20 protein-coding genes and 1 pseudogene are annotated in these 23,497 nt (G+C 68.0%); 11 read left to right on the top strand and 10 right to left on the bottom strand.

Annotated elements, in window-relative coordinates; translation table 11 throughout:
- Positions 1-286 precede the first annotated feature (286 nt).
- Complete coding sequence (locus ACGFW6_RS00350) at positions 287-2,176, top strand: NB-ARC domain-containing protein (RefSeq protein WP_393502860.1); 1,890 nt, start codon at positions 287-289, stop codon at positions 2,174-2,176.
- Positions 2,161-2,487 (top strand): hypothetical protein, encoded by a 327-nt coding sequence (locus ACGFW6_RS00355; RefSeq protein WP_393502862.1) that lies wholly within the window; start codon positions 2,161-2,163, stop codon positions 2,485-2,487. Before ACGFW6_RS00350 ends, ACGFW6_RS00355 begins: the two co-directional genes overlap by 16 nt.
- Before the next feature lie 1,176 nt (positions 2,488-3,663).
- On the opposite strand, the gene ACGFW6_RS00360 is transcribed toward ACGFW6_RS00355, so the two are convergent.
- The 4 genes from ACGFW6_RS00360 to ACGFW6_RS00375 all read right to left on the bottom strand — a co-directional run bounded on the left by ACGFW6_RS00360 (position 3,664) and on the right by ACGFW6_RS00375 (position 7,840).
- Positions 3,664-4,146, bottom strand: coding sequence for a hypothetical protein (locus tag ACGFW6_RS00360; protein ID WP_393502864.1), 483 nt, complete (start codon positions 4,144-4,146; stop codon positions 3,664-3,666).
- Positions 4,137-4,472 carry an inner-membrane translocator gene (locus ACGFW6_RS00365; protein ID WP_393502866.1) on the bottom strand — a complete coding sequence of 112 codons (336 nt, stop codon included), beginning with the start codon at positions 4,470-4,472 and terminating at the stop codon, positions 4,137-4,139. The genes ACGFW6_RS00360 and ACGFW6_RS00365 overlap by 10 nt, the downstream gene beginning before the upstream one ends.
- Before the next feature lie 1,342 nt (positions 4,473-5,814).
- Positions 5,815-6,885, bottom strand: a complete 1,071-nt coding sequence (locus ACGFW6_RS00370; protein WP_393502868.1) for a saccharopine dehydrogenase NADP-binding domain-containing protein — start codon at positions 6,883-6,885, stop codon at positions 5,815-5,817.
- A 22-nt stretch (positions 6,886-6,907) separates the two neighbouring features.
- A complete protein-coding gene (locus ACGFW6_RS00375; protein WP_393502869.1) occupies positions 6,908-7,840 on the bottom strand; it encodes an NADP-dependent oxidoreductase in 933 nt (310 codons plus the stop codon).
- Between the two features lie 111 nt (positions 7,841-7,951).
- Here ACGFW6_RS00375 and ACGFW6_RS00380 point away from each other — a divergent pair, with 111 nt between their 5' ends.
- Both ACGFW6_RS00380 and ACGFW6_RS00385 read left to right on the top strand, forming a co-directional pair.
- Positions 7,952-8,515: a TetR/AcrR family transcriptional regulator gene (locus ACGFW6_RS00380; RefSeq protein ID WP_393502871.1), complete on the top strand. Its 564-nt coding sequence runs from the start codon at positions 7,952-7,954 to the stop codon at positions 8,513-8,515.
- A gap of 164 nt (positions 8,516-8,679) precedes the next feature.
- Positions 8,680-9,015: a hypothetical protein gene (locus ACGFW6_RS00385; protein WP_393502873.1), complete on the top strand. Its 336-nt coding sequence runs from the start codon at positions 8,680-8,682 to the stop codon at positions 9,013-9,015.
- A gap of 160 nt (positions 9,016-9,175) precedes the next feature.
- On the opposite strand, the gene ACGFW6_RS00390 is transcribed toward ACGFW6_RS00385, so the two are convergent.
- Positions 9,176-9,616 (bottom strand): VOC family protein, encoded by a 441-nt coding sequence (locus ACGFW6_RS00390; protein ID WP_393502875.1) that lies wholly within the window; start codon positions 9,614-9,616, stop codon positions 9,176-9,178.
- 103 nt (positions 9,617-9,719) lie between these two features.
- Between ACGFW6_RS00390 and ACGFW6_RS00395 the strand changes: the two genes are divergently transcribed.
- Positions 9,720-10,583, top strand: coding sequence for a helix-turn-helix transcriptional regulator (locus tag ACGFW6_RS00395; protein ID WP_393502877.1), 864 nt, complete (start codon positions 9,720-9,722; stop codon positions 10,581-10,583).
- Positions 10,584-11,178: 595 nt separating this feature from the next.
- Here the strand turns inward: ACGFW6_RS00395 and ACGFW6_RS00400 are convergent.
- Positions 11,179-11,373, bottom strand: a complete 195-nt coding sequence (locus ACGFW6_RS00400; RefSeq protein ID WP_260474593.1) for a hypothetical protein — start codon at positions 11,371-11,373, stop codon at positions 11,179-11,181.
- A 323-nt stretch (positions 11,374-11,696) separates the two neighbouring features.
- Here ACGFW6_RS00400 and ACGFW6_RS00405 point away from each other — a divergent pair.
- Positions 11,697-12,443: pseudogene (locus tag ACGFW6_RS00405) on the top strand (transposase family protein); the annotation flags it as partial.
- A gap of 240 nt (positions 12,444-12,683) precedes the next feature.
- Here the strand turns inward: ACGFW6_RS00405 and ACGFW6_RS00410 are convergent.
- The 3 genes from ACGFW6_RS00410 to ACGFW6_RS00420 form a co-directional block, all read right to left on the bottom strand.
- Entirely contained in the window at positions 12,684-12,947 is a 264-nt protein-coding gene (locus ACGFW6_RS00410) for a hypothetical protein (protein WP_393505021.1), read from the bottom strand.
- Positions 12,948-13,073: 126 nt separating this feature from the next.
- Entirely contained in the window at positions 13,074-13,985 is a 912-nt protein-coding gene (locus ACGFW6_RS00415) for a PQQ-dependent sugar dehydrogenase (protein ID WP_393502879.1), read from the bottom strand.
- Between the two features lie 497 nt (positions 13,986-14,482).
- Positions 14,483-15,361, bottom strand: a complete 879-nt coding sequence (locus ACGFW6_RS00420; protein ID WP_393502881.1) for a YhjD/YihY/BrkB family envelope integrity protein — start codon at positions 15,359-15,361, stop codon at positions 14,483-14,485.
- A 74-nt stretch (positions 15,362-15,435) separates the two neighbouring features.
- Here ACGFW6_RS00420 and ACGFW6_RS00425 point away from each other — a divergent pair, with 74 nt between their 5' ends.
- Both ACGFW6_RS00425 and ACGFW6_RS00430 read left to right on the top strand, forming a co-directional pair.
- Positions 15,436-15,822 carry a LacI family DNA-binding transcriptional regulator gene (locus ACGFW6_RS00425; protein ID WP_393502883.1) on the top strand — a complete coding sequence of 129 codons (387 nt, stop codon included), beginning with the start codon at positions 15,436-15,438 and terminating at the stop codon, positions 15,820-15,822.
- Positions 15,823-17,523: 1,701 nt separating this feature from the next.
- Complete coding sequence (locus tag ACGFW6_RS00430; protein ID WP_393502885.1) at positions 17,524-17,676, top strand: hypothetical protein; 153 nt, start codon at positions 17,524-17,526, stop codon at positions 17,674-17,676.
- Between the two features lie 477 nt (positions 17,677-18,153).
- Here the strand turns inward: ACGFW6_RS00430 and ACGFW6_RS00435 are convergent, their stop codons facing one another.
- Positions 18,154-19,059 (bottom strand): helix-turn-helix transcriptional regulator, encoded by a 906-nt coding sequence (locus ACGFW6_RS00435; protein WP_393502887.1) that lies wholly within the window; start codon positions 19,057-19,059, stop codon positions 18,154-18,156.
- 134 nt (positions 19,060-19,193) lie between these two features.
- Between ACGFW6_RS00435 and ACGFW6_RS00440 the strand changes: the two genes are divergently transcribed.
- The 3 genes from ACGFW6_RS00440 to ACGFW6_RS00450 all read left to right on the top strand — a co-directional run bounded on the left by ACGFW6_RS00440 (position 19,194) and on the right by ACGFW6_RS00450 (position 23,359).
- Positions 19,194-20,567: an MFS transporter gene (locus ACGFW6_RS00440; protein ID WP_393502889.1), complete on the top strand. Its 1,374-nt coding sequence runs from the start codon at positions 19,194-19,196 to the stop codon at positions 20,565-20,567.
- A 45-nt stretch (positions 20,568-20,612) separates the two neighbouring features.
- Positions 20,613-21,656, top strand: coding sequence for a zinc-dependent alcohol dehydrogenase family protein (locus tag ACGFW6_RS00445; RefSeq protein ID WP_393502891.1), 1,044 nt, complete (start codon positions 20,613-20,615; stop codon positions 21,654-21,656).
- 575 nt (positions 21,657-22,231) lie between these two features.
- Positions 22,232-23,359, top strand: coding sequence for an alpha/beta hydrolase (locus ACGFW6_RS00450; RefSeq protein ID WP_393502893.1), 1,128 nt, complete (start codon positions 22,232-22,234; stop codon positions 23,357-23,359).
- The last annotated feature ends 138 nt before the right edge of the window (positions 23,360-23,497 follow it).

Consider the following 23,497-nt stretch of genomic DNA (forward strand, 5'->3'; position numbering starts at 1 on the left):
TGTGGTTGTGACCGAGACCGGCACGGCGACTGGCACGACAGGGGCAACGGCTGTGACCGGTTACCGCGGCCCTGGACCGATGGCGAGTTCTGGTCCGGTGCGGGTGTCTGGGACCGGAGACGCAACTGCTTCAGCGGGCGGGCTTGCCATTTCCGGATACCTCCACCAGGTACACGCCGAGCAGTTGACCGTCGTGCAGCAGCAGGCGCCTCGCGGGCCTGCCGTGTGGCCGCACCAGGTCGGGGTGATCCCACCCAGGGCGCAGGCCTTCCAGCACCGTGCTGAAATGGAGCGTCTGCGAGCCGGGGTGGCAGGGGGCGGCACCGCCGTACTGCACCAGCACCCGGCCGGCCGGGTGCTGGCGGGTATGGGCGGCGTCGGCAAAACCCAGCTCGCTGCCGACTATGCGCGAACTGCCTTGGCTGAAGGCAGCCTGGATGTGCTGGTCTGGGTCACTGCGAGCACCCGATCTGCCGTGGTGACTGGGTACGCTCAGGCCGGCGTCGAGCTGTGCCAGGCCAGCGCCGACGCCCCCGAGCAGGCCGCGCGCGTGTTTCTGGCCTGGCTGACGCCCAAGGCCGGGGCGAAGCCGTGCCGGTGGCTGATTGTCTTGGACGACGTCGGCGATCCTGACGATCTGCGAGGGCTCTGGCCTCCCTCAAGCCCGGTGGGCCGGGCCCTGGTCACCACTCGTCGCCGCGACGCAGCCCTGGCGGGCGACGGACGTCGTCTGATCGAGGTGGGCCTGTTCACCGAGGGCGAGGCCATCTCCTATCTCACCGAGGCACTGGGCGCGCACCACCGCAGGGAGCCCACCCACCATCTCACCGCGCTGGCTGACGACCTCGGCTATCTGCCGCTTGCCCTCTCCCAGGCTGCCGCCCACCTCTCCGACTCCGGTGAGAGCGTGGCCGACTACCGTGCCCTGTTCGCCGACCGCGCCACCAGACTCGCCGACACTGCACCCGCCAGGCTCCCCGACGACCAGGAGCTTCCGCTCGCCACGTCCTGGTCTTTGTCCATCGACCGCGCTGACACCCTCCAGCCCGTCGGTCTCGCCCGTCCCATGCTGCAACTGTGTGCTCTGCTGGACGCCAACGGCATCCCCCAGACCGTTCTGACCAGTCAGCCCGCTCTTGCCCACCTGTCTGCACACCGCACCCCATCCGGGCACAACCGCAACCCGGCACCGGTCCCGGTTTCAGCCAGACAAGCGGTACAGGCCCTGCGTGCCCTGCACCGTCTTCACCTCGTCAATCACGCGCCTGGCACCCCGCATCTGGCCGTCCGCGTCCACCAACTCATCCAGCGCACCACCCGCGAAACACTCGCCCCCGACCAGCACGCTGCGTACGCCCGCACAGCCGGCGACGCTCTCATGGCGGCCTGGCCCGAGATCGAACGGGACACTGCCCTGGTCCACGTACTCCAGACCAACGTCACAGCCCTCTACGACGTCGCCGAACAGGCCCTTTGGCATCCCAACAAACACGCCGTGCTGTTCCATGCCGGAACCAGTCTCGGCGAATCCGGGCAGCTCACCGCCGCGCTCGTCTACTGGCAGCGCCTGCGTTCTGCCGCTGCCCACCACCGGAGCTCCGACCACCCGGACGCATTGGCCACCCGGCACCAGCTCGCCCATTGGCAAGGACTGACCGGGGACCTCACCGCTGCCATTCCCACGCTCGAACGCCTCCTGTCCGACCAGCACAGGATCCTCGGCCCCGCTGCCGCCACGGTGTTCGCTGCTTCGTTGATGTCGGGGACTGCCGGTGCGGGTGATTTGAGGCCCGCGCAGCCGCACCCGTGGGACAAGCGCGTCAAGTGTCAGTCGGACGACCGGAATGGCAGGCACATCGTCACCCGCTACAGAAACTCGAAACTGGGCTGGCACCACTTCACCGGCCGTCACAACATCAAGAAGTGTTCCTCCCTGGACGCGGCCTTACGAGACCGGGTGGACCGCGACGACCACCACGGTCACCTGGAATACGACGGGGTTGTCATCGAGACGGGCCCGCGGCCGCGCCAGGTGAAGTTCACGGTGGTCGTGCAGTACACGCGCAAGACTACGGACGGCAACTATGATGCCGGTCGCGGTCAGAAGATCGGCGTCATCACGGCGTACTGCCACAACCAACCGGGGAACAAGTGTCCGGCATGGGCCAAGATGTGAATCCTCCCAAAGCAGGCACCGAGCAAGCAGCCACAGATCTTCTGCTCGGTCTCGTGCGCTCCTTCGTCACCACGCACGTGTCGTGGAAGCCTCTGTTCATCGGCGCGGTCATCACCGGTGACGACCTCATGCGCCTCTACTTCCGTTCACCGGAGCGGGACCGCACATACGGTGTCGACGTGCTGATCAGCCGGGTAGGCCCCGGTCTGCTCGGCTCCCTGGTTTCCCCGGCGTTCCTGGCGAACGAGCATCTACATCAGCCTTCCGACGATCCACACTGCGACGTGCTCGTGGATCTCACCGACTACTGACGCAAGGGAGCAAGGACCCCTCAACCGTTAGCTGGCACCGAATTTCCGCGGGCGGCCGCGTGCAGAACACCGCGTCCGACCAGCGCTCTACGCGCCGGCCACCCAGCGGGTCCCACACCCCAGACAGACCTCGGCCGTGCGTTTCGCACTCGCAAGGCGCTGGCGCAGCCGTCGTTCAGCACCTACTGCGCCTGCGGCCACGTCATCTCCGCCGCCTGTCCAGCCCTACAAGACGGTGACCGCACGCCTCGCAATCACCGGCCGGCCCACCGATCACAGAACGTCGCTGATCACTGTTCTGACGTGCAAGGGGGCACTGCACTCTGGGCCGCTGACGATCCGGCCGGTGGGGAAGCAGGCGGCCATCTGGAACGACCACGCGTAACCCCGCACCACTGGTGGGCGGGCCCAGGCCGGCGCCCCGGCAGTCTATTGAGCGCGGAGACCGAAGCGGGCTCGTGGCAGCTGCCAGACAGCTGGCCGAGGTCCTCGAACGGCTGGGCCGGGCCGCTGAGTGGCGCGCGCGAGCCGAGACCTCGGGGTCTCGGGGAGCCGCAGGAGGTGTGCCCGCCGGGTTAGGCTTTGTCGAAGTGATCGTGGCCGCCGTGGTCACCACCGCCCTTGTGCCGTTCACTCAAGCGCTCGTGTCCAAGAGCGCCGACGGCACCTACGGAAAGACCCGGCAGTTCGTCCAGCGCCTGGTGCGCCGAAACCGCACAACCAGCAAAGGCGAAGGCAAGCCGTCTTCCCCGCCCGCCGCCGGCGCGGGCCTTGCCATCGTCCAGGACCCGGATACAGGCATTCGCTCGTCCTCCGGTCGAACGCTTCCGCTGAAGCGCTGCGTGCCGACCGGCACTGGCCGCAAACGAACTGACGCTCCGAAGGCCCGACCAAGGGCAAGTTCACCTGGTCTGGCACCCGGAATCCGACACCGGACACATCCGCAGCCTCTGACCCTCGCCATCGCCTGGACCAACTCGTGGACGAGCGACCAGCGGCCCCATTGTCGGCATCCGGCAGCGGATCTCCGGCCACTGCGCAACCGACTGCCTTGACCGCCACTACCCACGGCTCTCCCACACTGAGCATTCAACGCTGGTGGCGAGCAGACCGGTTAGGGCACTCACGAACCGGCAGGTCACAGCGCTCATCCGTCGAAAAAGTCGGCACTGACTATCAGTCAACTCTGCGAGTCGCGACGAACGTGCCGACATCGTCGTAGAAAGCCCCACGCGGCGGATGTGCACCTTCACCACTTCCGGACGGTTGCGATGCCCGTTGGCGGCGGTGGTCGGCCGCGGGCCGGTAGCGGATGTGTTCAACCGACCGGGAGAACTCCGGTGTCCGGGTCTCTTTGATGAGGTCGACAACCATCGGCAACGGGTTGGAGTGGTGAGCAAGCTTCAGCTTCTCGCGCGCTGCCACGAAGGACGGACCCAGGGCCGCTGCCGAGACGATCGGCGCTAGCAGATTCAGTGCAACGGAACCGTCCATCCGATGACTGTCCCCGTCTTCGCCCACAGAACGAAACGGCTGAACAATTGCCATCCGTGCGGCGGACCTTGAATGCGTCCCGGCAACCTCAACCTCGGCCTCCCAGCCCCAAGCGAGCACCGCCCGCTCGTACAACGGTGCTGACTGCAACTGGGTCAGGGCCATAACCTCAGCGCGTGGGCTGCCAGGAGTACGCACAGCGTCAGTTGCAGCGCCCCGATTACTCGATGCCCGATCCGCAGCAGCACGACCGCCGTGACACCTACCGCCAAAGCCAGAGCACCGAAGCCCAGCACTGGCGTCCAGTCCGGGGGCGGCGTGGTCACTGTCCTTCCGGAGCCTGCGTCCATCCGGCCAAGCCCCCGGACGGTAAGCACGATGACGACCAACAGCCCCGCGGCCACGTCCGCCACCAGTACGAGCAGCAGGAGGCAGCCCGCGGTGAGGGCACCCTGTACGCCGTAGTGTTGCTCGTCAGCAAGTTTGGGCACGACTCAACGATCCCGCGGAATGCGCCCCTCCGAACGATGCGTCACTGACTCGCAACCCAGGCGTACTCCGCTCTTCATGGGGCCTTCCAGTGATCGCAGCCGGGCCCGCGCCGTGCAGCAGCGCCTCGCAGGAGCGAAGGCCTGCCCGTTCGTAAATCTTGGCGGACGCAGAAGCGGACAGGCCCCGAGAGCCCACGGAGGGGCTGCTGATGACAATACACATGGGCCCCAGTCGCCCTGGTGGTCCCGAAGCTCACCCCGCAACCCAGGACGCGCGGTGAGCGCCGTCGCCCACCACTCGCACAGGCCGCCCATCCGGCTCGCGGCCGCAGTCAGGCCACCTCCCTGCCCGACGCCCCGCTATGGAACGGGGCATCGCGGCGCCCGGGAAGGGGCACCGCTCCCTCACCTGTGGTCTCCTGAGTGAGGATGTCCTGACGGACGGGGCCTGCGCGCAAGAGATCCGGTCCGGCACGGCCGCCGCAACCTGCGACGCTACAAGATCATGCGTCGGCGCAACGGCGCTGCGCCGGGCCTGTCATGCTGAACAAGTTCGATTCCATCCGTATACCTTGGAGGTTGGGATGCGTGCAGGCGTCGTTGTCGCCGCACACCCCGGGGTGGAGGACCTTGCCGTGCAGGCCGAGGAGTTGGGCTTGCACAGCTCCTGGGGTGGATCTTGCCGGACTGGCCTGGGCGCGCACCCTGACCACGCCACTGCTCGCCGGGGCCACGACCGATCAGCCGGCTGCTCGTCGCGCGGTGAACCAGCAGCATGCCCGTGCTCGAAGACCAGCCCCCGTTGGAGATCGGCATGCCTCTCACGTGAGGGGAAGACGCGCCGCCGTAGCGGCTGGCAGTTAAGTCTGCAACGAGTACGGGTGGCTTGTGGTCGTAGCGCGACGCTGGCATCCGGAAATCGCCTCTGTCTGGGCCGACTCCACCCACTGGGGCCGATTTGCCGACTGGGCCAAGTCCGAATTTAACCTAACGATCAAGACCGAGAAACAGGCTCAAGGACGTCAGCGGCGTCGTTGTGCTCCCGTGCAGTGGGTCGTGGAAGATCTTGGGCGTGGGTGAAGTCCTGCCCGCCGCTTGGTCCGCGACCACGAACGACTCCCCGAGAGGGCGCCGAAGCGATGGTCACCATCGCGGCACTCACAACTGATGCCCCGGCGACTCACCCGAAGCCCATCCCGGCCGAATGCGACGGTCCCTCGCCCGCAGCTCGCTCTGTAGGTGAATTGAGGAAACGGCGTATGGCGTACTCCAACCCGCAACAGGGGCGGTCATCTGCGGCAGCCGCCGACAAATTGGTGTATCGGGCAGGATCGGCTGTGGGTCACCGTTGGCCGGGCGGGGGCAGCAGGTATGCGGCGCCGCACGATTCGGCGAGGTTGGGGCCGAAGAGGGCGGCCGGGGTGTGTGCGCCTGGGCGGCCGTGACCGGCCAGCAGCCGCTGGGCGATCTCTGCGGGCACTGCTCCGGTGTACTCCTGTGCGTCGCCCAGTCGCAGCCAGCCTTCTCGTGTCTCCCCGTCCGACCAGGTCACAACGGCGTGTCCCCAGGAGTGCTCGCGTGGCCGCTCCTTCGCCTTGACGCGTACCCGGGCTAGGTGGCGAGTAGTGAAGGAGCGCAGCCGCTCCCACCGCATGAGCGTGCTCACGGCCGGCATCAACGCACGGATCACGGGCGAGACGGGCGCTTCGCTGGACGCTGAAAGGACATGGCGGGCACCGCACGCCCGGTGAGCGGCGAGAAGTTCGCCCAGCGGCATACTCGCGGTGGTCACCTGGGAGCCGTCCGGCAGGGTGAGACGCTGCGGATCGCCAAAGATCCGGGCGGGCATCAGGCGATCATCGGTGATCTGACGGCCTTCGAGGCTGCCCAGGAGGGTGCCGATCAATGCTTCGCCGGCGGTGCCTTCCTCCATCCCGATCGAGGGCACCATGTCGACCCGGACCCGAAGCGGTGCGGGTCGGCCCTGACACAGCTTCACCACCACGCTTTCGGTGGCGGTCACGCCGAACCCGGCGCCGGTGACGAGCGTATGGCCGGCTTGGGTGGCTGCGTCGTGCATCGCGAACGCAGCGGAGAGCGCTGCGACATCGTTTGCCAGGTCGATGTAGTGGCTGCCGGCGGCACGGCAGGCATCAATGATTTCAGGGGCCGTTGCGGTGAACGGCCCGACCGTGTTGATGACGACGTTGGGGCGTTGCCGCCGGATTTCCGAGGCGGCTACAGCAAGGGTGGGAGCCTGCAGGGTTTCGCTGCCGGCCTCCTGTGCTGCGGCGTGCAGGCGGTGCGCGTTCCGGCCGACGAGGACGGCCGTCAGGCCGCGCCGAGCGAGCTGTGCCGCGATCATGCGGCCGCTGCGTCCGGTGCCGCCGAGCACCCAGGTCTGTGCCTTCATTCGAAGAGCTCCTTCGGCGGGATCAGCCGGTCGTGATGATGAGCTTGCCGCCCTTGGGCGTGCCCTCGCGCTCGAGTTCGGTGAGCGCCTCCATGGCCTCGGTGAGTCGCACCGTGCGGGCGATCGGCACCCTCAGAGCCCCCTGTTCGGCGGCGCGCGCGACCTCTTCGAGATCCTCGGGGACAGCCTGGGCGAGCAGGACGTGGAACGGGCCCGGCAGTGCGGCCTTCACGAACGTTGCGGGCGTGGGGTGGAGGCCGACGATGCGCCCGCCCGGTTTGAGCAGCTTCTTCGCCCCTTGGTCGGACAGCGTGTGGGCGGTGTCGATGACGAGGTCGAATCGACCGTTGAGCTCTTCCGGATCGAAGCCGAATCCCACGATCGGATCGATACCAAGGTCGCGGGCATCCTGCGCCGCGGTATCACGGCAGCTGCCGCCCACCAAGGCGCCGCGCGCCAGGGCGAGCTGAGCGGCGGCTCGGCCGACTCCGCCGAGGCAGCCGTTGATGAAAACGGCCTGCCCGGGCTGCAGCCGGCCCTTCTTGGTCAGGGCCTGGAAGGCGGTGAGCCCCACGGTCGGGAGGGCAGCCGCCTCTTCGAAGGTGAGATTCGCCGGCTTACTCACGACGGCCTTCACATCGGCGACGACCATGTCACCGAAGGCCCCCGACGCCTTGATCGATGCTCCGCCGAGCACGTCGTCACCGACACCGAGGCGGGTGACGTCCGGGCCGACGGCCTCGATGACGCCTGAGAAGTCATGGCCGAGCCCGCGGGGAAAGGTCCGGCCGGTCACCATCTTCATAGCCCCGCTTCGGAGCCCCCAGTCCATCGGATTGGCCGCCGCGGCCCGCACGCGGACCAGAACCTGCCCCCTGCCAGGCCGGGCCGGCTCGAAATCCTCCAGGCGCATGACCTCGGGACCGCCGTACTGGTGGTACTGAATCCGCTGCATAGCCGCCTCCACAAGTGATGTCATCGAGTGACATCACTCTAACACCTCTGATGTCACTTGATGACATCACTCGGCGGCCTACCACTGGGTGACCTCACCTACACTCGCGGCATGGGACGGTGGGAACCTGGAGCCAGAGAGCGACTGCGCGAGGCCGCGCTGGAACTGTTCACGGAACGCGGGTTCGAGCAGACGATGGTGGCCGACATCGCCGAGCGCGCCGGCGTCACCGCCCGCACCTTCTTCCGGTACTTCACCGACAAGCGCGAGGTACTTTTCGACGGCTCGGCCGACCTGGCCAATCAGGTGGTGGACATCGCAGAAACGATGCCGCCCACGGCATCGCCCCTGGACGTCGTCGCGGCCGTACTCGACGCGGTGGCCGAGCCGGTGGGCGACGACCGCGATCGCGCACGGGCACGCCATGCAGTGATCACCGCCAACACCGACCTCCGTGAACGCGAGCTGATCAAGCAGGCCTCCCTGACAGCCGCGCTGACCGACGCCCTGCGACAACGAGGTATCGGCAACCCCGAGGCCGGTCTGGCCGCAGAGACCGGCACGGCCATCTTCCGCGTCGCCTTCAGCCAGTGGATCAACGCCGCCGAGAAGGGCGACTTGCAGGACGTCATCCGCGAGACCCTGACCCGCCTTCGGGCCCTCACCGCCCCGTAGTCCCACACCCAGAGCGATCTCCGCTGCGAATCGACATCGGCCAGTCCTCGCTCGTCTCGGAACGCGCGAAGGGCGGGCGGAGCGGATTCGCGAAATAGCCGCCACTTCACAGCAGAGCGTGACGCTCAATTACGGTGAGTGTGCGTACGCTCTGTGATCTGGCCGTGGCCGAGCAGGCGAAGGTGCTGTCGGTGGGCGAGATGAAGGACATCACCGAACCCCGCCACACCGCGATGACCGTGTGTCTGCTCGCGCAGGTGCAAGCGGCGGTGCGGGACGAGACCGTGGTGATGCTCTCCAAGCGCATGTCCCGGCACCTCAAGCGGGCCCAGGAAGCGCTGCTGGAGATCGATCGAGGCGGAGGTGAGCCGCGGGTCGCGCCAGGCACCGCCGTGGATGTGCACGAGGTACCGCAAGTGCCGCGCCGTGGAGTCAGTTCCTGGGGGGACGTGACGGGGGTGCCGATGAGCATGGCGGTTTGCGGCGTTCGCGGCAGGTAGATGCTGAGGTTCTGGAGCCGGTTGGCGTTGGGGATGTAGGGGATGTCCTTGGCGGCGATGACCGGGATACGACGATCGAGATGCGGGCTCGCCACCTTGGCGGACTGCCAGCAGGCCTGCCTGGCGTCCTGAGGCCAGGTGAAGTCTGCGCGGTTCGGCATTATGCCTGTGCCTTCCGGCCGGAGATCCACGTGCCGGGTTCGCTGAGCTCGATGATGGTGCCGACGTTGTCGGTGACGAAGGCGATGCGCTGGCCGGTCGCCGGGATTTCCATGGGGCCGCCGATCAGCGGCACATCGAGTGCCAGCAGCCGGGACACCGCCGCGTCGAGATCTGCTACGGCGAGGCAGAAGTGGTGCAGGCGCGACGTTTCCATGCTCGTCAGGACGTTGTCGGTCGGTGCCCCGCCACGGTCCGATGCGCCCGCGAGGAGCTCGATCTTGACGTCACCGGCGGTGAGGAAGACGAACGTCGTACCGTGGGCCTCGAACCGCTGCTCGACAGTGAAACCGAGATTGCGCGAATACCACGCGATGGTGGCGCCGAGGTCCTCTTGCGTAACGGTGATGCCCACGTGGTCGTGGAAGAACGTGAAGGTCATGTCCGTAAGAATCATCGGCCGCCGGGCCGGTAACCAGAGAGAGGAATTCGGTAGGAAAACCGCTACCACCTTCCGGTCGGCGCCGGGTGCGACAATCAGTCTCATGACCGCTGACATCGCGAAACTCGGCCCGATGGTGCGCACCTGGCGCGGCCGTGTCTCGCCGGACACGGCGGGACTGCCCAACAACCACAGGCGCCGGGTCACGGGACTGCGCCGGGAGGACCTCGCCGAGCTCGCGGGGATCTCGGTCGACTATGTGGTCCGCCTGGAGCAGGGACGCCATGTGACCCCGTCGGCTCAGGTGACCGCGGCGCTGGCCCGCGCGCTGCAGCTCACCGACGCCGAGCGGGACCATCTCTACCGGCTGGCCGGGCTTGCCCCTCCGGCCGACGGGGAGATGTCGGACCACATCCCGCCCGGCCTGCACCGCATGCTCAACCGGCTCGGCGACTCCGCAGCCGCCGTGTTCGCCGCGGACTGGCAACTCATCTGGTGGAACCGTTCCTGGGCGGCGTTGCTGGGCGACCCGTCCTCAACGCCCTCGGCGCTGCGTAACTTCGCTCGCGACACCTTCCCTGCCGACGGGGCCGCCCCCTGCCTGTCGCACTGGCCGGTGACCTCGCTCAGCCAGCCCGAGGTCGAGGCCTCCGTCGTGTCCGACCTGCGCCGCGCCACGGGGCGATTCCCGGACAGCGACCGCCTGGCCAGCCTGATCCGGGACCTCACGACGGGCAGCCCGCGCTTCGCCGAACTGTGGGCCTCCGGCGTGGTCGGCGCGCACCGGGAAGACCACAAGATCGTCCAGCACCCGGCGACCGGGCCGATCGCGGTGGACTGCGACGTCCTGACCGACGGCGACGCGGGACGCAAGATCGTCGTTCTCACCGCAGCTCCCGATACCGAGGACGAAACCAAGTTCCGCCTGGCGGTGGTATCGGGCATGTCCAACTCCGCTCACGCCTGATCAGTGGCGCTCCGCCCCTCCGAGCCGCCAGGCACATCACCCGTGCGAATCGAGCGTCGACGCATGCGGGTGAAAGCTTGCCAATCCCGCCGCAGTTGAACGAACGTCTGCCGGTCAGTGATTCGAGTCGGCTCCGGCTGGAAGGCGTTTCCGCTCACGTCACGACGCCCCGGCCGCAGCGGCAGACGCCCGGCGTCAGGCAGGAACCGGGCAGGGTGTTCTGAGACACTCCGCCCCGGCTGAGTGTTCCTGGAACCCCCCAGGCCCCGGCGAAAAGGAGGCGTGACGCTCCCGCTGGCTGGTCGTTGCACCGGTCGGACACCCCAGAGCACAGAGAGACCCCGGGCCGCAGATGCGCGAGGTCTCGTACTGTCTCGCCACACAGGCGAGGGCAGCTTACTCGCGGTGCCGGTCAGCGCCGTTCCCTGGTCTGCCCTCTGGTGGCAGCCCTGTTGCGTGCGGTCTCGTCCTCGTTCCTCTTCTCCGTGCCCACGAGAGCCGGATTGGCGAGGGAGTCAGTGAGCATTTTCAGCGTGACCACCTATCAGGTGACAGCTCCGGCGCCTCTGGCGTCAAGCACTTGCCGGGGAGGCAGTCAGTTGAAAGCGTCGGTCATGCAGTCCACCCGGCAGTCGGCAGCCTCATAGCGCTGGCGGAGGGCGGCAGCTGCTTCTTCGCGCTCCACAAAGAGGTACCCGTAGTGCCGGCGCGCCACCCTGGTCACGTCTCCGACCGTGACGATGGCCGGTTCGCCATGTGCGGCCCGTCGACGCGCTCCGGCGATTGCCATGTCCGCAGAGCGCAGCAGGTTTCTGGAACGATCCCGGATCACGGCTGCCTGGGCCCGTTTCGCCGAGAGGGGACGCAGGACACGTCCCCTCCAGACGTAGCCGGCGGCAACGAGGATGAGACCGAGCGCTACGAACAGGAGTCCGCCAGGGGCGTGAGGTCGCATCTATCCAGTCTTCACCACTCGCGTGGTGATCGTCATGCCCGCGTCGGCGGCCGATTGTCGGAGCGACTTGGTGTCAGTGAGCCCTTGCGCAACGAACGAGGCTCCCGTGCCGTTGAGGGAGGTGTTCGAAGTCTCAACCCACAGGCACACGAGTCGCGTTGGCTCCGTATTCTGCCGCACTCGACCTGCCTCACACCCTGGTCGAGTGGGTCACCATGCTCATCGTCACCCGCGAGGGTGACCGCCGCTGCAAGCTCCCACCGCACCAGCGTGCCCTGGTCGGCCTGGTGTACCTGCGCCGGCACGACACCCTCGCCCAGCTCGCTGCCGGGTTCGGAATCTCCGCCGGCACCGCCCACGCCTACACGACAGCCGTCGTCGACCTGCTCGCCGACCGGGCTCCCGGCCTGCTGCGTGCTTTGCGCGAGACGGACCCGGGCTACGTCCTGCTCGACGGCGCCCCTGCCGAGTGCGACCGGGTCGGCGACAGCCGGGCCGACTACCCCCACAAGCACCGCCGACACGGGGTGAACGCGCAGGTGGTGACCGACCCCGCCGGGCGGCTGCTGTGGAGCTCGCCGACGATGCCCGGCCGCGCGCACGATCTCACTGCGGCCCGCGCCCACCGGATCATCCGGATCTGTGAACGCCAGGGCGTCCCGATTCTCGCCGACCGCGCCTACATGGGAGCCGGCCCATGGGTGACAACACCCCTCAGACGCCCGCCGGGCCGTGACCTCACCCCGACCCAGCGAACCATCAGCCGAGCGCTGGCCACGGCACGGGCACCGGTCGAACGCGGCGTCGCACGACTGAAGTCCTGGCGGATCTTCCGCAAGTCCCGGTGCAGTCCGAATCGAATGTCGTCAATCTCCGCGGCCGTGCTCACTCTGGAGCGGCAACGCTGCCAGACCTCAGTGAGGCTGGGCGGAGGTGGCGGTGGAGGAGGTGGGGCAGGTTCCCCTGGTTCTGTGTGCTTGTCATGGTCGTCAGTGTGCAGGGCGAGACTGACAGTCGAGAGAAGATCCCGGCGGCGACCGCGGCCAGCGTGACCGTCCACCGGTTCGTCTCCCGCTGGTGCGGGCGTCGTTCTTTTACAAAAAGGCCCACCCGCGGTCCGGCGAGTGCCCCCAGGGTCGCGCCCGTCATCGAACGGGCGTAGGTGTCCACGGTCTCCCGTGGCCTGAGGTCGTCATACGCGGCAAGGTTGAAGACCGAGATGCCGAAGCCGATGGCCACCGCGTATGCGGTGAAGGCCGCGGCGCCGTTAAACGGCTCGAAGTTCCGGGAGGCCAGGAACTGAGCGGCCGTGACGGCGAACCCCACCAGGAAGGTTCATGCCGGGGAAGCCAGCGCACCAGTTCGCCGGCCCAGACGTTGGCGCGGGTCTGCTGGTGTTCCCAGGCTATGTAGTCGGTGAGTGGGCAGAACTACCCGAGCTCCGCGAGGAGGAAGACGCCGCGGTCGAGGTACTGGCGTGACTCGCGAATGCGGCAGGTGTGTCTTCTTACAGTCGCTTGCGGTGGAATCGGGCGTCACGGGGTCACCCGGAGGATCATGTCGTGGTCGGGGCCGGGTCGGCCGTTGGTCAGTACCCACAGCGAACCGTCCGGAGCCTCCGTCACGAGCCGCAGCCGGCCGTACTCACCGGTCAGCAACTGCTCGGCGGACGAGCCGTCGGTGGCTATCCGGTAGAGCCGCTCCCCGCGCAGGCAGGCGACCCAGATCCGGCCGTCGTGGTACGTCATCCCGCTGGGCGAGGCGTCGGCGGGTTTCCAGGTCGCTATCGGGTCAGTGAAGTCGGGCTCGCCCCCAGTGCCTTCCAGCTCGGGCCAGCCGTAGTTGGCACCGGCTTCGACCCGGTTCAACTCGTCGAGGTTGTGGTGGCCGAACTCCGAGACGTACAACCGGCCCTTGTCGTCCCAGGCGAGCCCCTGCGGGTCGCGGAAGCCCCAGCTGTAGACCGGTGAATTCTCGATCGGGTTGCCGGGTGCGGGCTTGCCCGCCGGCGTGACGCGCAGGATCTTGCCGCCGAGGTCGTCGCGGTCCTGTGCCCTGGCACGCTCGTCGGCTTCCCCGGTGGTGACGTAGAGCATGCCGTCCGGGCCGAACCTGATCCGCCCGCCGTTGTGGATCTCGCCGCTGGGTATGCCGGTCAGGATCGGCTCGGGCGGAGCGGACGAGTCCAGCCTCAGCCGGCTCACCCGGCTGTCCTGTGCGGTGGTGTAGTAGAGGTAGATCCAGCCGTCCCGCTCGTAGGTGGGGGACACCGCCACCCCTTGGAGCCCGGCTTGGCGAACCGGCTCGGCGATCTCGTCGATCGTGCGGACCTCGCTCAGCTGCCCGTCCGGGGTGACCTTCCGCAGACGGCCGTTCTCCCGCTCGGTGACGAGCGCAGACCCATCGGGAAGGAACGCCAGGTCGAAGGGGTGGCGCAGCCCGCTCACGAGTGGCTCCACGGCCGCCGGTTCCGCCTCCGGCGCGTCGCGGACGGTGGGTCGGGCCCACCACCCGAAGAACGAACCGTAGGAGTAGACACCAACGGCAGCCGCAGCCACCAGCACGCCAGCCAAGCCAAGTACAAGTACCCGTCGCCATCGCACGCGGTGATCCTAGGAATCGCACAGCCGCGCCAACCACCTCGAAAAGATGACCGGCACCTGAAGAATTGAGTCTCCGGGCAGGGCCCGGCGTACCCGCCGCGCTCGCCCCCCCCGGTCGGCGACACGACACTCCTGGCCGCGGCCACCAGGGAACGCATCCAGACCTGGAAGACAGAACCCTGGCACCCCAGGCCACCATCACCGCGCCCTGGGCCAGAACCCGTATTACTTCCGGGTGGCATCAACCTCTTGGCGAACGGCACGACTCCTTTGCCGCGGGCGCCCCCGCGAGGGTCCGGTGGATTACAGCAGCAGTGACCACCATTCCGCAGGGCTTCCGTTCATGACAGCGGCGGCCGTGTGGCCGCTTGCACGGTGAGCCGGCGCCGCTCCAGATACTCGTAGAAGAGCCGACCGACCAGAGCACCTCCATACACCACGAAACCCACGCCGACCAGCCAGGACTGCAGAACCAGAACGGTCCCGAACGGCCCGTACGTCACCGTGTTCGACGCGATCAGCGGCGAGAAGATGTACTGGGAGAAGACCCGCAGCCCGAGGAGCCCCAGGGCCGTCGCCGCAGCCCCGGGCGCGAGCGCCCGCCAACGAATGCGACCGCAGAGCAGCAGCCGTTGCGACCACCAGATGAAGACGAACGCACCGACCACATCGACCCCGGCGACCAGCACCGTCTTCAGGGCGGACGACTCCTCGGGGGTGGGCGCGGCGAAGAACAGCAGCAGGGAGCCGATCAGTACGGCCAGCCAGACGACATGGCGCCACATCGTGTGCCAGCGCGCCATCGGCAGGTCCCACACTCGCTCGTACCCGGTCTGTACGGCCGAGCCGAAGGTCACACCGAACGCGGCCAGCGCGGCGAGGCCGAGCGCCGTGGTGCGCTGCAGCGCCTGCCCCGGCTGGCCGAACATCCGCTCGACCTCCTCCTGCGAGACCGCCGACACACCCAGGCCCTGAACCAGCCACTTGGCGAAGCCCTGACCTCTCGCGAGGTCTCCCGCCGCGACGACGACCAACAACGGCAGCAGCGTGAGGAAGCACAGCGCCGCGAAGCCCATGGCACGATGCATCAGCTCCATCTCGCGCCCCCGGTTCCAGGCGAGCCCCACCCACGACGTGAGCACCCGCCGATGGAGCCGAGCGAATCTGTGGCCGTGATGCGCGGCGTGGCCGTCAGCCGACGCACCGAATCTAAAGGGCATGTGCCGTCGACTACCCGTCCGCCGGGCTGGACCCGACGTGCTTGCCCCCGAACGGGTGTCTCCCCGCCCCGTCGATGGAGGAAAAATCGCCGAGGTGCCCGACATCGCCCCCTGTTCGACCGGCCGCCGACAAAGGCCGATGTCGCCAGGGCCGCTTCCGTGTCGCCAGGACCGCTTCCGTCTCCCGTACGACCATCTCGCACGCCCTCAACGGGCTGGGGAAGGTCGATCTGCGCACCCGGGAGTGGGTGAAGCGGCTCGCGGCCGAGCTGGGCCACCCGCTCGGCCTCCGCGCTCAGCGGCTGCGCAGGGGCAGGCCAGGGCGATCGCGCTCGCGTCGTCGATTCCGATCGCCGGTGCGGGCAGTCCGTCCCTGCTCGGCTTCTCCACGGATGTGGCCGCGGCGGTCGCCGAGCGGGCACTCGTGCACGGTTTCGCGCTGGTGCTGGCCCCTCCGGTGAAGCCCGGTGCGGGGTTGTCGTCGGTCGACATCGACAGCGCCAACGTGGCCGAACCGCACGTGGACGACGCGGCGGTGACAATACCCCTGCGTCGATCTGCGCGGTCCCATTCTGGCTGCCCGGCGGCTTCTCGCTGCCGACGTGTTCCTCGTCCTCAACGGCTACCTGATCACCGACCTGCTCTGCACCGAGCGCCGCCGCACCGGTCGCATCGCCCTGGAGCAGGTCAGGCAACGCGTCACTGACACATCGCGTCCATCAGGATCGACGCGGATCGCATTGAATCTACCCGGCGCCAGCCGCCGTGGTCAACTGTCTGTGCCGACTCAGCTGGGTCGGGCACCATCTGTGGCACCACGATCGACCTTCCGGCTTCGGCATCTCGCTGACGCGCCGGCGGGTCGCCCACGCACGCCAAGGTCGCCGAGCCGGACAGTCTATTCTGGCGGGCCACGAGCGGTGGGGATGGATGGCCGAGGACCAGAACCCTCCCCCGCCAGTCCCACAAAACCTCAACGTCAACTGCCGCGATCAGGCCCTCGGTCTTCTCATCCCGCTTCGTTGACCGGCGATTCGCACGTCACGGGTGGTGCGCTTGGCTGCACGCCACAGGCTCATCCTCGAAATCGTCCGCCGCCCACCTGGCACCCGCGGCTACGCGGTGCAACCAGCCCCGCACCGGGCCAGCACCTTCACCCATGACCACCCGCCACACAACGGTCGCGATCGGCACCGCTGCCACCCTCGGTGGGCACATGGGAGCGGGAAGGTCAGCGCATCACCTCAGGACCTCATCATGGTCTGGATGCACGCCATGGGCGACACGGCAGCCACCGTCTTCACCGGCACGATGACAGTTTTGCCTTCGCCGCGCGCGGGTCAGCTGGCGGGGCTGGCCACGGGGAGTTCGCGTTGCTGACTAACGACAGCCAGCACAATGAGGTGGATTGGTCCTGATGGCCGTATCGAGGGCGGTAGTTGAGCGTTCGTCCGGTGTGGGGACGTTGCCGTGGATCGTGTCAGATGAGTTGTGGAACCGCCTGGAGCGGCTGCTGCCGCAGCGCGAGCGGCGCTTTGATGGGCTTCACCCCGAGCTAATGGGCCCTCCACATGCATGAATGTGTGGCGGTGCAAGCGCATCCCCTGCCCTCGTCGATCAGGGCAGTAGGGCAACGGCTTGGCCTGTTCCAAGAAACTGGGCGGCTGATTGAAATCGCCGTGCGCAGCCTCCAGCGGTCTGCGTAGTTGCTCATCAAATGAATCCCAGTCGTCCGACGGATTGCCGGACACAGGGCGGCTGTCGAGTTCCGCCAGGGTGTAGGCCACGGCAGTCGCAGGGCCCGCACTGCACGTCTCGCCGAGCAGCATGCGCCGCACCGTTGCCGTGCTGACCTTCTGCCCTCTGGCTGTGGCTAGCTCAGCGATCGCAGACAGGGACGGCGTTCCCGCCCTCTTGCGCCGCTCCATCCAAGTTCTGAGCGGACCGGGAGGAACCGAGTCAGGGATCTCCACCGCTCGGCTTGCTGATACTGGCACGACACTTCTCCCCACGTTGCGGAGCTACGGAATAGGTCACCGGTCACTCAGAAACCAGGTGAGATAACCGGTAAGTCCCGCTGCGTCGGTGTGTATCCGTGAGGGAGGCGCTCTAGAGGGGCCTTGCAAGCTCAACTCACCTGCATAGATGGAGGGGTGAGGAGCATGAAGCTCAATGCGGAGTGGTGGCGGACGGTTCGGTTCGCTATCGCCGAGGAGCATCGAACGACCCGGCTGATCGTCGTCCTGGTCGTGGTCGGCGTCATCGTGGGGACATTGATTGTGTTGGGGAACGGGGTGTCCCTGACGGTTGGCTAGATGCAAGGCGCGGACGTCCGCACGCTACGCCTTCGGGCCGGCAAGCTGCCCGGGCCTGACGGGCACGAGCTCTATGTCCGTGGCGTGGGCCTTATCGATTTCTGTCCGGCGTTGTCCGGCGGTGGGCTTGTCGTATGCGACTGCGGACGCGCGGGGTGCGCCGTCGGCGTCGGTCCAGGTGAGCGCTTAGTTCTGCATGGTGATCGTCACGGGGGCTACGCGGTCCGAACCCGACGGTCTGTTTCGCGGTACTCGGCACGCAAGACCAATCCGTAGCGCGTAGATGTAGCGTGCGGCCCTGACGGCCCACTTGAGCAGATTCTCGCCGCAGCCCGGAGTCTGCTGCCATCGGCTGAGGCGCCGCCCTGCCACGCTCCGTCGGCGGTGGTTGAGGCGTTGAGGATGAGAAGGTCAAGGCCGAGGCGGTGCACGTTGTAGCTGGCGGCGAGCCCGGACTCGCCGTCGCCGATTCAGCGCTCAATGCAGCTGGTCGGTGGGCTCCGTCGCCTGGATGGGGGTGGCTGCCAGGCTGGCGAGGAGTCTGAGGCGCTCTTCGGAGGTGCTGTCCGGTTCGGCGGTGTAGAGGCTCAGGTCGTGCACGGTCCGTTGAGACACGGGCAGGTTCACAGACTGGTAGGTCAGCTCCAGGAGGCCGACCTCGGGATGGTGGAGCCGTTTGATGCCGTCGTGGCGGATACGGACGTCGTGTGCGGCCCACATCGTGCGGAATTCGGCGCTGAGCGTGGACAGCTCACCGATCAGCTCGCGCAGCGCCCGATCATGCGGTTCACGTCCGGCCTCGGCACGTAGCAACGCGACGGTGGCGGCGGCGCCGGCGTCCCAGTCGACGAAGAATTCCTGTGAGCCGGGGTCGAGGAAGTGGTAGCGGGCGAAGTTGGGACGGCCGCGTTTGTCGGTGGTGCGGCTGTCGAACATCGGCGCGTGCAGGGCCCGGCCGAGCGCATTGTGGGCGATGACGTCCAGGCGGCCGTTGCGTACGAAGGCGGCGGACATCGTGATGGAACCGAGCAGCCACTGGATGCGTGGCGGGACTTCGACGTCCCTGCGGCGGGACGGCGTGCGGCGGGCGGGCCGGGCGGCGCGGGCCAGGTCGAACAGGTAGGTGCGTTCGTCCTCGTCCAGCTGCAGGGCCTGAGAGACCGCGGCCAGCACGTCTTCGGACACTCCGCTGATGTGGCCCTTCTCCAGCCGGGTGTACCACTCGGTACTCACTCCGGCCAGTACGGCGACTTCCTCACGCCGAAGCCCGGGGACCCGGCGGCGGCCGCTGGTGGGCAGCCCGGCCTGCTCCGGGGTGATCTTCGCGCGGCGGCTGGCAAGAAAGTCCCGGATCTCGGCACGGTGATCGCTTCGGTCGTCCATGCAATCCACGGTAGCCAGCGAGGGGCGCCAAGGGAGGTTGAGCTTGTCCCCCCTATAAACACGACCTTCTCCACCTGCGCGGAAGCCGGTCTCCTGGGACACGTACCCCGATCCAGACCACACGGAGATGAACCTTGAGTACGCGAGGAGCGACCCTCCACGCCCCCACCGAAGCACGGACGGAGCAGCCTCACCAGGCACCGCGTGCCAGTCCTCCGCTCGTCGTCCACGTGCTCGCGCTCGGCACGTTCCTGATGGGCACCACCGAGTTCGTCGTGGCCGGCCTGCTGCCCGAGATCGCAGGCAACCTACAGGTCAGCGTCGCCCAGACCGGCCTGCTGATCACCGTCTTCGCCATCGGGATGATCGTCGGCGCGCCGCTGATGGCGATGCTCACCTTGCGGTTGCCCAAGCGGCTGACACTGATGATTGCCCTGGGCCTCTTCGCCGCCGGGCACGTCATCGTCGCCCTGAGCTCGAACTTCACCCTGGTCCTGGCGGCGCGTTTCCTGACCGCGATCGCCACCGGCGCCTTCTGGGCGGTGGCCAATGTGGCCGCCGCACGCGCCGCGGGCCCTGCCGCCCGTGCCCGCGCCCTGGGACTGGTCGGCGCCGGCGCCATGCTCGCCAACGTCGTCGGCGTGCCACTGGGCGCATTCGCCGGGCAGATCGTGGGCTGGCGCGGACCCTTCTGGACCCTCGCAGCCCTCTCCGCGGCGGCCATCGCGCTCATCTCCCGCACCGTCCCCCACGACGGCAGCGACCAGCAGGCGGTATCGATCCGCTCTGAGCTGACCGCTCTGCGCTCCGGCCGCCTGTGGCTGGTGCTGGCAGCCTGCGCCACCACGACCGGCGGTGTGCTGGCGGCGTACTCCTACATTGCGCCGCTGCTGACCGACCGGTCGGGCATCGCGTCCGGGATCGTGCCCCTGGTCCTGGTCGGGTTCGGCCTCGGCGCCCTGGCCGGCTCACTCGTCGGAGGCCGTCTGGGCGACCGCCGCCCCTACACAGTGACCATCACGGCCGCCGCAGGAGCTGCCCTCCTGCTCCTGGCGATCTCCCTGCTGGCCGGCTACGCCGTGCCCACCATCATTCTGATCGCCCTGCTGGGCTTCTTCGGGCTCGGCGCCAACCCGGTGCTGATGTCCTTGGCCGTCCGCTTCGCACGCCGAGCACCCGTCCTGGCCTCCGCCCTGACCGTCTCGGCATTCAACCTCGGCACCGCCATCGGCTCCTGGATCGCCGGCCTCACCCTCGACACCTCGCTCGGGACCACCGGCCCCGCCGTCGTCGGCACCGCCATCGCCGCCCTCACCCTGATCCCCACCACCGCCATCGCTCTCACCCGGCGCCGCCCCTCCGCAACAGGCGTCCAGGCCCTCACGGAGACCCCTGCCGCACGAGACACAAAACCCTCAATACCCATGAATACGACGAAACTCTGTCGGAGCGGTGAGGGTGATGACGGCCGTCTCCCGCTCCGGACAGCACGCGAGCACACACCCTGAACCACCCGCCCCCCATCACCCACCACAAGGAATGGAGCATCACCGATGCGCGCAACCCTCCTCTACGGCGCCGGCGACGTCCGCGTCGAGAACGTCCCAGACTCCGTCGTCAAGTTGCCCACCGACGCGCTGGTCCGGATCACCGCCTCCTGCGTCTGCGGCAGCGACCTGTGGCCATACGCCTCGAAGAAGCCCGAGGACGGGCCCGCGAGGATGGGCCACGAGTTCGTCGGCATCGTCGAGGAAACCGGCGCGGAGGTTACCACGGTCAAGCGCGGAGACCTGGTCGTCGCCCCCTTCGCCATCTCCGACAACACCTGCGAATTCTGCCGCGAGGGCCTGCACACCTCCTGCGCCCACGCCCAGGCCAACTTCTGGGACGGCGAAGCCGAGGAGGGCGGCCAGGCCGAAGCGGTCCGCGTCCCGCTCGCCGACGGCACGCTCGTCAAACTCCCCGTCGCCCCGGACTCAGCCCTGATCCCGTCCCTGCTGACCCTCTCGGACGTCCTCGGCACCGGCTACCACGCCGCCCTCGCGGGCGGCGTGAGCGAGCGCACCCGCGTGACCGTGATCGGTGACGGCGCGGTCGGCCTGCTGGGAGTGCTATCGGCCAAGCGCCTGGGCGCTGAACAGATCATCCTCATGGGCCGCCACCAGGCGCGCACCGACCTCGGCCGGGAGTTCGGCGCCACCGACATCGTCTCCGCGCGCGGTGACGAAGGCATCGCTCAGGTGCGGGAACTGACCGGAGGGCACGGCACGCACGTCGTCCTGGAGTGCGTCGGCAACATGCCCGCCTACCAGCAGGCCGTCGGGATCGTCCGCCCGGGCGGTGTCATCAGCCGCGTCGGCGTCCCGCAGTACGAGGAGGCACCGATCGGCTTCGACAGCCTCTTCGGCCGCAACATCCGCCTGGCCGGAGGACCTGCACCGGTGCGCGCCTACATCGAGGAACTGATGCCCGACATCCTCAACGGCACCATCGAGCCCGGCAAGGTCTTCGACGCCACCACGAACCTCGACGGCGTCCCGGCCGGCTACCAGGACATGGCCGACCGCAAGAGCCTCAAGGTTCTCGTCAAGCCCTGACACACGCTCGCGGGAAGGAGACGCGGGCTCTTCCGATGTCCGCGTCTCCACCCTTGGTCCGGGCCACCGCTGCGACATGCACGGCGCTTCAGCAGCGGCACGGTCCCGTCTCTTGCTGTACCGCCCTGCTGCGGCAGATCCCTCCGTCAAGCGAAGACGTACGTACGTCTACTGAATCCGAAACACCCGCCCCCCAGAGCGGCCGACGAGCCGTCCCTGGCCCCCACCCGGCGCACCTTCATCGCCACCAGCACCGCGGCTGGCGGTGCGCCGCCGGGACCTGCGGGGCGTGCACGTTCCTTCGTCGACGGACAACGGCAGAACATCTGCCTGACCCTCGCGGTCCCTCTGGACGGCGTCAAGGTCACCACGATCGAGGGCCTGGCCGACGGTGACCCACTGCATCCGTTTGCAGCAGCAGTTCATCAGCCCGCGGGCTGGGGGGTCGAGCTTGTACCCCCCATAAACCCAACCTGCCACGGCTGGCGCAGAAGCACTTTCCTGGAATCGCGCCTCGGTCACGACACCACCGACCGTCGCGCCTTTACCCCCCGATCGAATATGAGGACCACTCGATGGAACGTCGCAAAGCGCTCGGACTGATCGCCGCCACCGGAGCCGCCACCGCCGCCTCCTTGACGGCTGTGCCCTCCTTCGGTGCGGACACCGGCCGCGCCGCGGACGCCACAGGACAAGGCAAGGCCAACGGCAAGGGCGGCTACACGTTCGCGCTGGACAGGAATGTCAAACGGACCTCGGTGCGGTTCAAGAACCGCTACGGCATTGAGGTCGCAGCCGACCTCTACATACCGAGGAGCGCCAGGGGCAAGCTGCCTGCCCTGGCTGTCAGCGGCCCGTTCGGCGCGGTCAAGGAACAGTCCTCGGGGCTCTACGCCAACGAGTTCGCCCGCCGCGGCTACGTCGCCCTCGCCTTCGACCCCTCCTTCACAGGGGAGAGCGGCGGCACCGTGCGCGACGTGGCCTCTCCCGACATCTACACCGAGGACTTCAGCGCCGCCGTCGACTTCCTCGGCCTGCAGAAGATCGTCGACCGCGAACGGATCGGCGTGCAGGGCATCTGCGGCTTGAGCGGTATGGCGCTCACCGCGGCGGCTGCGGACAGCCGTATCAAGGCGGTCGCCACAGCAGTGATGTACGACATGTCGCGCAGCATGTCCCGGGGCCACGAGGACTACTACACGCGCGAGCAGCGCCAGAAGATCGTGGACCACCTCAGCCGGCAACGCTGGACCGACGCCGAGAACGGTACCTACGCGCGCGGGTCCCACGAGATCCCCTTCGACAAGAACGGCAACCCCGCCCCCTCGAACCGCGTCCTGCCCAAGACCCTCCCCGCGGACGCCGACCCGATCACGAAGATCTTCTTCGACTACTACCGCACCGAGCGCGGCTACCACCCGCGCTCGATCAACTCCACCACCGCGTGGACCGCGACCACGCCGATGTCGTTCTTCGCCTTCCGGCAAATGACGAACATCGACATGCTGGCGCCCCGCAAGGCCCTCCTGGTGGCCGGCGCCGAAGCGCACTCCCGCTACTACTCCGAGGACGTCCAGGCGATGGCCCCCGACACCGTCGGCCTCGTGATCGTCCCGGGCGCGGACCACGTCGACCTGTACGACCGCAGGGACCTCATCCCCTTCGACAAGCTCGACGATTTCTTCACCCAGAACCTCGCCTGATCGGGAGTGCCCCCTCGACAGGCCGGTACCGCCACCGGCCTGTCGAGGAGCCACCCCGGCGGAAACGGGGCCTGTGGCCCTCGCGACGACGCCACCCCAGAAGTGAGGGGACGCTTCTACCCAGGCGGCAGGTGTGAG

It is taken from the genome of Streptomyces sp. Y7 (assembly GCF_043195415.1).
Lineage (GTDB): Bacteria > Actinomycetota > Actinomycetes > Streptomycetales > Streptomycetaceae > Streptomyces.

Bases quoted from the DNA above. Each gene is read 5' to 3' on its own strand.
- ACGFW6_RS00350 (WP_393502860.1), top strand. From the start codon at position 287: ATGGAGCGTCTGCGAGCCGGGGTGGCAGGGGGCGGCACCGCCGTACTG.
- ACGFW6_RS00355 (WP_393502862.1), top strand. From the start codon at position 2,161: ATGGGCCAAGATGTGAATCCTCCCAAAGCAGGCACCGAGCAAGCAGCC.
- ACGFW6_RS00360 (WP_393502864.1), bottom strand. From the start codon at position 4,146: ATGGCCCTGACCCAGTTGCAGTCAGCACCGTTGTACGAGCGGGCGGTG.
- ACGFW6_RS00370 (WP_393502868.1), bottom strand. From the start codon at position 6,885: ATGAAGGCACAGACCTGGGTGCTCGGCGGCACCGGACGCAGCGGCCGC.
- ACGFW6_RS00375 (WP_393502869.1), bottom strand. From the start codon at position 7,840: ATGCAGCGGATTCAGTACCACCAGTACGGCGGTCCCGAGGTCATGCGC.
- ACGFW6_RS00380 (WP_393502871.1), top strand. From the start codon at position 7,952: ATGGGACGGTGGGAACCTGGAGCCAGAGAGCGACTGCGCGAGGCCGCG.
- ACGFW6_RS00390 (WP_393502875.1), bottom strand. From the start codon at position 9,616: ATGACCTTCACGTTCTTCCACGACCACGTGGGCATCACCGTTACGCAA.
- ACGFW6_RS00395 (WP_393502877.1), top strand. From the start codon at position 9,720: ATGACCGCTGACATCGCGAAACTCGGCCCGATGGTGCGCACCTGGCGC.
- ACGFW6_RS00400 (WP_260474593.1), bottom strand. From the start codon at position 11,373: ATGGCAATCGCCGGAGCGCGTCGACGGGCCGCACATGGCGAACCGGCC.
- ACGFW6_RS00420 (WP_393502881.1), bottom strand. From the start codon at position 15,361: ATGCCCTTTAGATTCGGTGCGTCGGCTGACGGCCACGCCGCGCATCAC.
- ACGFW6_RS00425 (WP_393502883.1), top strand. From the start codon at position 15,436: ATGGAGGAAAAATCGCCGAGGTGCCCGACATCGCCCCCTGTTCGACCG.
- ACGFW6_RS00430 (WP_393502885.1), top strand. From the start codon at position 17,524: ATGAAGCTCAATGCGGAGTGGTGGCGGACGGTTCGGTTCGCTATCGCC.
- ACGFW6_RS00435 (WP_393502887.1), bottom strand. From the start codon at position 19,059: ATGGACGACCGAAGCGATCACCGTGCCGAGATCCGGGACTTTCTTGCC.
- ACGFW6_RS00445 (WP_393502891.1), top strand. From the start codon at position 20,613: ATGCGCGCAACCCTCCTCTACGGCGCCGGCGACGTCCGCGTCGAGAAC.
- ACGFW6_RS00450 (WP_393502893.1), top strand. From the start codon at position 22,232: ATGGAACGTCGCAAAGCGCTCGGACTGATCGCCGCCACCGGAGCCGCC.